At 71.3% G+C, this 7,732-nt stretch carries 6 protein-coding genes; 5 read left to right on the forward strand and 1 reads right to left on the reverse strand.

Annotated elements, in window-relative coordinates:
- Window positions 1-32: 32 nt before the first annotated feature.
- Entirely contained in the window at window positions 33-956 is a 924-nt protein-coding gene (locus AB0N17_RS00820) for an LLM class F420-dependent oxidoreductase (RefSeq protein WP_366008883.1), read from the reverse strand.
- Between the two features lie 432 nt (window positions 957-1,388).
- Between AB0N17_RS00820 and AB0N17_RS00825 the strand changes: the two genes are divergently transcribed.
- From AB0N17_RS00825 to pqqA, 5 genes are all read left to right on the forward strand, one after another.
- Entirely contained in the window at window positions 1,389-2,783 is a 1,395-nt protein-coding gene (locus tag AB0N17_RS00825; RefSeq protein WP_366008884.1) for a LytTR family transcriptional regulator DNA-binding domain-containing protein, read from the forward strand.
- A gap of 39 nt (window positions 2,784-2,822) precedes the next feature.
- Complete coding sequence (katG, locus tag AB0N17_RS00830) at window positions 2,823-5,063, forward strand: catalase/peroxidase HPI (RefSeq protein WP_366008885.1); 2,241 nt, start codon at window positions 2,823-2,825, stop codon at window positions 5,061-5,063.
- Between the two features lie 213 nt (window positions 5,064-5,276).
- Entirely contained in the window at window positions 5,277-5,738 is a 462-nt protein-coding gene (locus tag AB0N17_RS00835) for an MSMEG_3727 family PQQ-associated protein (protein ID WP_366008886.1), read from the forward strand.
- 22 nt (window positions 5,739-5,760) lie between these two features.
- Window positions 5,761-7,470 carry a PQQ-dependent dehydrogenase, methanol/ethanol family gene (locus tag AB0N17_RS00840; protein ID WP_366008887.1) on the forward strand — a complete coding sequence of 570 codons (1,710 nt, stop codon included), beginning with the start codon at window positions 5,761-5,763 and terminating at the stop codon, window positions 7,468-7,470.
- Between the two features lie 47 nt (window positions 7,471-7,517).
- A complete protein-coding gene (gene pqqA / locus AB0N17_RS00845; protein ID WP_366008888.1) occupies window positions 7,518-7,613 on the forward strand; it encodes a pyrroloquinoline quinone precursor peptide PqqA in 96 nt (31 codons plus the stop codon).
- The last annotated feature ends 119 nt before the right edge of the window (window positions 7,614-7,732 follow it).

The following is a 7,732-nucleotide window of genomic DNA, read 5'->3' on the forward strand; positions in this document are numbered from 1 at the left end:
GCAGGTACCGGGCCGGCGCCCGGCGGGTGCGCTCATCCGGCCAGTCCGCCGAGCAGTGCCCAGGTGCGGCGGCGGTCCGCCTCTCCCGCGATCCCGGTGCCCGAGAAAACGACCTCGGTGGCGCCGGCGTCGCGGTAACGCCGCACTTCGGCCTCGACCGTCTTCTCGTCGCCGATCACGGCCACGTCGGCGGCCCGGCGGCCGCCGGAGAGTTCGATGACCCGCGCGTAGGACGGGATCTGTTCGTAGAACGCGAGGCTGTCGGCGGCCTTCGCCCGCACCGCGTCCACGTCGTCCGTGACGACACCGGGCACCAGGGCCACGATCCTGGGCGCCGGACGGCCGGCCGCCTCCGCGGCGGCGGTCAGGGCGGGGACGATGTGCTCCGCCAGGGCGCGCGGGCCCGCCAGATAGGGCAGGATCCCGTCCGCAAGCTCACCGCTGACCCGCAGGGCCTGCGGCCCCATCGCCGCGACCAGCACGGGAACGCCGCCCTCGGCGCCCGGCACACGGGCCGGGACCGGAGTGGTGGCGGTGAGCAGCTCGCCGTGGAAGTCTGCGGTGCCGGTCTGAGTCAACTGCCGGAGCGCGGTGAGGAATTCACGCAGGCGGGCGACGGGGCGCGCGAAGGGCAGGCCGAAGCCGGTCTCCGTCAGCAGCCTGGTGCCCAGGGCCAGACCGAGGTGGTAGCGGCCGTGCGTCGCGGCCTGCGCGGTCTGGGCCTGGCTGGAGACGAGCAGGGGGTGCCGGCCGAAGACGGGGATCGCGGAGGTGCCCACGTGCAGTCCGGGCACCTCGCGCCCGACGACCGCGGCGAGCTGGGGTGAGTCGGCGCCGAAGGTCTGGCCGAACCAGGCCGACCGCAGACCGGCGGCCGCGGCCTCCCGGGCCAGCTGCACGCTGGCGTCGACCTGGTTGTGCGCGTCGGATGCGTCGAGTGCTACTCCCACAGTCATGACCGTCACAACGGGCGCCCGCCTGACCGGCATTCCGGTCCGCGTGTGACACCTTCATGTCCATCATGTGGCGCTGCGCCGCAGGCGGTGCCGAGCGCGCGGAAGGGGGAAGTCCCGACCGACTGGGCGCAGACAGGTCCAAGTTCTCATACCTGGATGAACCGGCAGGTCAGGAGCGCGGCACGGGCCTCGAAGCCGGCGCCGGCCCGGCATCGCGCGCACCCGGTCCCGAACAGATGCGTGCGCAGGCCGACGACGGAATTTAGGGTGGGGAGTGCAGGTGCGTGACACGGCCTGGAACGAGTGACGCAGCAGGAAGGCGCGCGACGCGGGGCCCGGTCCGCCGCAGGCCCGGCCGCGACGAGCGGCGGTCGGCGCGGACGGCGCGGACGCCGTCGGGCGTTGGGGATGGACCGAAGGTGGTTCTGAACCATGAGGGATGTACATCGGCTTGAGTCCGGATCGGCGAACCTGGACGGCGGCCCCGTGCTCGCCGCGTGGGAACGGTTCGTGCAGGGCGAGGACCAGGTCCCGGACGTCCGGCCCCTGGTGGCGATCTCCTGGCACCGCTGCCGGGAGCAGTACCGGGTCGATCCCCACCTCACCGGGGCGCCGGTGGCCGTCGCGGAGCCCGACCACACGCCCGAGCACGACGTCGTACTCGCCGAGCTGGGCTTTCGTGCCGCCTCCGTGGCCTATGAAGTGGGCAGCCTCGGTGGCGTCGTCACGGTCACCGACGCCACCGGCCGGATCCTGGCCGAGTGGGGTGACCAGGCCACGCTCGCCAGAGCCGACGCCCCCCGTCTGGCGCCCTGGTTCTGCTGGTCCGAGTGCGCGGTCGGCACGAACGGCATGGGCACGGCGCTCGAGGCGCACGGCCCGGTCGCGGTCAGGGGCGCCGAGCACTGGTGCCGGGTGCTCCACGACTGGGTCTGCGCGGGCATCGCGGTGCGCGACGTGGTGACCAGGGAACCGATCGCGGTCCTGGCCGTCTGCCGCTGGCGCGGCCGGCTGCCCGCGTCCACGGAGAGCTGGCTGGCGAACGCGGCCACCATGACCCAGTCCCCCCTGAAGAGACGCGCCCGGGACAGCGGTGCCGAGCTGGTCGCCGCCTACACCCAGGCCAGGGCACACTCCGGCGCGGCACTCGCAGCGGTGGACACCGCGGGCAAGGTCGTGATCGCCGACGACATGGCGAGCGTGTTCCTGGGCGTCCCGGCATGCACCCCGGCGGTCGACCCCACGCTGCGATGGAACCCCGGGCTGCCCGAACTGATCACCGCCGCCCGGTACGCCACCAGGCAGGCCGCCCACAACCCCGACTGGGTCGGCTCGACACAGATCTTCGCCCACCTGGCCGACGAGCCCACATCGATCAGCATCCGGCCCGTCTTCTCCTCCGGACGCCTGATCGGGAACCTGGTCTCGTTCGGTGCCTCCGACGGGGCGCAACTGCCCCAGGCGGAGGGGGCCGCCCACCTGTGGGCGCAGCCCCGCCGACTGGTCGCCATGCGGGACAACCGGATGGTGCTGCTGCGGCTGCCGGAGGTCTCCTTCGCCGAATCGCAGGGAAACGACGTGTGGCTCTCCACCGACCAGGGACGACTGCGGGCCGCCTCGCAGAGTCTGGACAAACTCGAAGGTGAGCTGGCGGATGTCGGCTTCCTGCGGGTGCACCGCCGGTACGTGGTCAACCTCAGCCGCATCAGGGAGATAGAGCGCGGGCTCAAGGGCGAGCTGTCTCTGGTCATGGACGACCGGGGGAACGGCATGGTGCCGGTCTCCCGGCGGCACGCCCCGGCCGTGCGTCGCGCTCTGGACATCTGAGCGCCCCGGCACGACCTCTGTCCCGGAAGGAGGAGTCCCGTGACCGACAGGCAGGACGCCGTCGCCGGTGGGGGCGACCCCGCGGGCGCGGGCGGCCTCGGCCTCCCCGCCCCGGCCGGGCACCGCGGTCACGCGACGGGGGGCGCGAGCAACCGCGACTGGTGGCCGGACCGGCTCGACCTGGCGATTCTCCGGAAGCACTGCGCCAGGGCCGACCCCATGGGCGAGGACTTCGACTACGCGGCGGAGTTCCGCACGCTCGACCTGGACGCCCTGGCGAGGGACGTCGACGAGGTGCTCACGACGTCGCAGGAGTGGTGGCCGGCCGACTTCGGCCACTACGGGCCGCTCATGATCCGGATGGTGTGGCACGGCGCGGGTACGTACCGCGTCGACGACGGCCGCGGTGGCGCGGGCGCCGGCATGCAGCGTTTCGCGCCGCTGAACAGCTGGCCGGACAACCGCAACCTCGACAAGGCGCGCCGGCTGCTGTGGCCGGTGAAGAAGAAGTACGGCCGCAAGATCTCCTGGGCCGACCTGATGGTCTTCGCGGGCAACCGCGCCCTGGAGACGATGGGCCTCACCACCTTCGGCTTCGCCGGCGGCCGGGCGGACGTCTGGGAGCCCGACGACGACGTGTACTGGGGTCCCGAGCGGGCCTGGCTCGGCGACGAACGTCACGGCGGCGTCCGGGAGCTGCAGAGCCCGCTGGCCGCCGACCAGATGGGCCTCATCTACGTCAACCCGGAGGGGCCGAACACCGTTCCCGACCCGCTCACCGCGGCCCGGGACATCCGCGAGACGTTCCGGCGCATGGGGATGAACGACGAGGAGACCGTCGCGCTGATCGCGGGCGGCCACACGTTCGGCAAGACCCACGGCGCGGCCGACCCGGTCGCCCACCTCGGCCCCGAACCCGAGGGCGCCCCCCTGGAGGAGCAGGGCCTGGGCTGGCGGAGCGGCTACGGCACCGGAAAGGGCGCGGACGCCATCTCCAGCGGGCTGGAGGGCACGTGGACGCCCACCCCGACCAGATGGGACAACGGCTTCTTCGAGACCCTGTTCGGCTACGAGTGGGACCTGGAGCTGAGCCCCGCCGGTCTGTGGCAGTGGACCCCGAGGGACGGCGGCGGGGCCGGCACCGTGCCGGACGCCCACGACGCGTCGACGGCACACGCCCCGACGATTCTGACGACGGACCTCGCGCTGCGGACGGACCCCGTCTACGAGTCGATCTCGCGGCGCTTCCTGAAGCACCCGGATCAGCTCGCGGACGCGTTCGCCCGGGTCTGGTTCAAGCTGACGCACCTCGACATGGGCCCCGTCCAGCGCTACCTCGGACCGCTGGTACCCCGGGAGACGCTGCTCTGGCAGGACCCGGTCCCCGCGGTGGACCACGCGCTCGTCGGGGCGGCGGACATCGCCGCGCTCAAGCGCCGGGTCCTCGCCTCCGGGCTGTCCGTCTCCCGTCTCGTCTCGACCGCGTGGGCGTCGGCCTCGACGTTCCGTGCCGGCGACAGGCGCGGCGGGGCGAACGGCGCACGCATCCGCCTCGAGCCGCAGCGGGGCTGGGAGGTCAACGACCCCGACACGCTGGCTCGGGTGCTGCACACCCTGGAGGGGATCCAGGAGTCCTTCAACCGCTCCGGGACCGGGGACGCGAGGATCTCGCTGGCCGACCTCATCGTGCTCGGCGGAGCCGCCGCCGTCGAGCAGGCCGCCAGGAACGCCGGCCACGACATCGAGGTCCCCTTCAGCCCGGGACGCACGGACGCCACGCAGGAATGGACCGACGTGGAGTCCTTCGCCGCGCTCGAACCGGCCGCGGACGGCTTCCGCAACTACCGCGGCAAGGGCTGCCGGGTGCCGTCGGAGCACCTGCTGGTCGACCGCGCGAACCGGCTGAACCTGAGCGCGCCCGAGATGACCGTCCTCGTGGGCGGCCTGCGGGTGCTGGGCGCCAACCACCGGCAGTCGCCGCTGGGTGTCCTCACCTCGGCGCCCGGGTCGCTGACCAACGACTTCTTCGTGAACCTGCTCGACACGGGCACGCAGTGGACGCCGGTGTCCGCGGCCGCGGAAACCTTCGAGGGGCGCGACCGGGCCACCGGCGAGGTCAAGTGGACCGGTAGCCGCGTCGACCTGGTCTTCGGCTCGGACTCCGAGCTGCGTGCCGTCGCGGAGGTCTACGCGAGCGACGACGCAGGGGAGAAGTTCGTGCGGGACTTCGTCGCCGCATGGGCCAAGGTCATGAATCTCGACCGGTACGACCTCGCCTGACCGACGCGTCGCGGCACGGCCCGGCTCCTCATTCCAACGGTGGCACATCGGGTCCGAACGGCAGCCGGTCGCGGACGAACGGCATGAGACGGCCCGGACGTTTCGTCCGGCGTAGCGTGTTCGCCGACTGTAGGTTTTGCCTCCTTTCCGGTGTTAATCATTCGGTGGAGCGAGAGCGGACACAGGTATTCGGACGAGGGGAGAGAAGCCCCGATGACGACCGCGCAGGAGCGAGCCGACCTGCTGGACCAGCTCGGATTGGCCGCACAGAACAAAGCAGCGCTGGGCCAGGTACTGGGAACAGGAAGTATCGGGCAGGCCACCGAGGAATCGGACGGCCGCATGAAAGCAACCATTCGCATCAACCCGGACGAGCTGACCTGGGATCCCTCCATTCTGGTCATGCCCCACGGAGGCGATATCGAGCTCGACCTCGTCAATGACGACATGAACACACACTGCGCTCTTCTGCCGAGCAACGGCGACAGGAAGTTCATCTGGCTGGTGAACCATTCGCACGGGCAGGCGCACCTCAACCTCGACGGTCCGGGCTACTACTGGTTCGGCTCGCCCACGGGCAACGACGAGGGCCGGGGACTGACCGGGTCCATCGTGGTCCTGGGGGACGCTCCGCCGGAGGCCCGCCTCGACCGTCCCGAACAGCCGCGCCCGTAGGCAGAAGCAGGAGGTGGAGGAAATGACCGTCGACTACGCCGACTACGTCGATGCGGGTGAGGCCGTCGACCAGGGAGCGCTGAGCGGCAAGGTCGCGGGCGGGGACGTCGCGCCGCCGGTGATAGCCGGCGTCGACTACGAGCGCCTGCTCAATGCCCGCGAGGAGCCCCAGAACTGGCTCACCTACTACGGCGCCTACAACGGGCAGCGGTACAGTCAGTTGGACCAGATCAACACGGACAACGTCAAGCGCCTCGTCCCCGCCTGGGTCTTCCAGGCCGGCACGACCGGTCTGATCGCGGGCGCGTCGACCTACTCGTTCGAGGCCGCCCCGATCGTCGTCGACGGGGTCATGTTCCTCTCCGGCTGGGACGGCTGGGTCTGGGCCCTCGACGCGAAGACGGGCGTGGAGATCTGGCGGTACAAGCACGCGGTCCCCTTCGACGTGTCCTTGTGCTGCGGGAACGTGAACCGCGGGGTCGCCGTGGCTCAGGGGAAGGTCTTCTTCGTCACGGCGAACGCCCGCGTGCTCGCGCTCGACGCCACCACCGGCAAGCGCGTCTGGGACAAGACCTACGGAGACGTCCGGGCCGGGGAGAGCGCCACGGTCGCCCCGCTGATCGTGAAGAACATGGTCATCGTCGGGAGTTCCGGCGGCGAGTTCGGCGTACGCGGCCACCTCGACGCGTTCGACCTGGAGACCGGCGAGCACCAGTGGCGCTGCTACACGGTGCCCAAGCCCGGGGAGCCCGGCTCGGAGACCTGGCCCGCCGAGGGCGAGGCCTGGGCACGGGGCGGTGCGAACTGCTGGGTCACCGGCACCTTCGACCCGGAGACGAACCTGCTGTACGTCGGCACCGGCAACCCGGCGCCCGACTTCGACGGAGAGGTACGCGAGGGCGACAACCTCTTCACCGACAGCATCATCGCCGTCGACGTGGACAGCGGCCAGATCCGCTGGCACTACCAGTGCACCCCGCACGACCTGTGGGACTACGACAGCATCGGCGAGTGCATCCTGTTCGAGCAGGACGGACGCAAACTGCTCGGGCACTTCGACAAGAACGGCTACTTCTTCGTCCTGGACCGCACGAACGGTGAGCGGGTCGGGATCACCCCCTTCGTCGACCGCATCACCTGGGGGGCGATCACGAGGGACGGACAGGTGACGGCCAAGGTGTACCCGGACAAGGAAGGAGAACCGGTCCACTTCTACCCCGGTCCGGCCGGCGCCAAGGAATGGACCCACGCGTCCTACAGCCCGAGGACCGGGCTCTTCTACGTCCCGGTCCAGGACACCGGTGCCACGGCCACCCGGCGGCGCCGGGAGTTCAAGGAGAGCATTCCCTACTGGGGCGCGGGCGTTCAGGTGGACATCGAGGACATGGCGGGGTCCATCAGCGCGTTCGACGCGGGCGGCGAGGAGAAGTGGCGCTGGCGCAACGAACTGCCGATGTGTGCCTCGACGCTGGTCACCGGCGGTGACCTGGTGTTCGCCGGAGAGGCCTCAGGGGAGTTCAACGCGCTCGACGCGCGCACCGGGGAGCTGCTGTGGCAGTTCCAGTGCGGAAGCGGTCACCACAGCAGCCCCACCACCTACATGGTCGAAGGCAGGCAGTACGTGGCCGTGCCGGTCGGCTGGGGCGGATGGGCCGAGGGATTCCTCCCCGGCATGCTCGGCGCGGGGCACGGAAGCGCCCTGCTCGTCTTCGCCCTCCCGGAACCGTCGTAGCGCGTGACCGGAGCCTGCCGTGATCCCGGCGGAGAGGAGGTGAATCCATGGAGTCCCAGCTCGACGTGTGGGAGACGCCCGAGTTCGACGAGATCACAGTCGCGGCCGAGGTGACCATGTACCTCGCTCGGCTGGAGGACTAGCGGGTGCGGGGCGGCGCCGGACCGGGTGCGGCGCCCCCCCGCGGCCGGTGAGGCCCCGGGCGGCCGGGGCGACGACCGATAGGGGGCCACCCGCGCGTCCGGGCCCCCCCAAGAACAGA

The organism is Streptomyces sp. NPDC051133 (genome assembly GCF_040682635.1).
GTDB lineage: Bacteria > Actinomycetota > Actinomycetes > Streptomycetales > Streptomycetaceae > Streptomyces.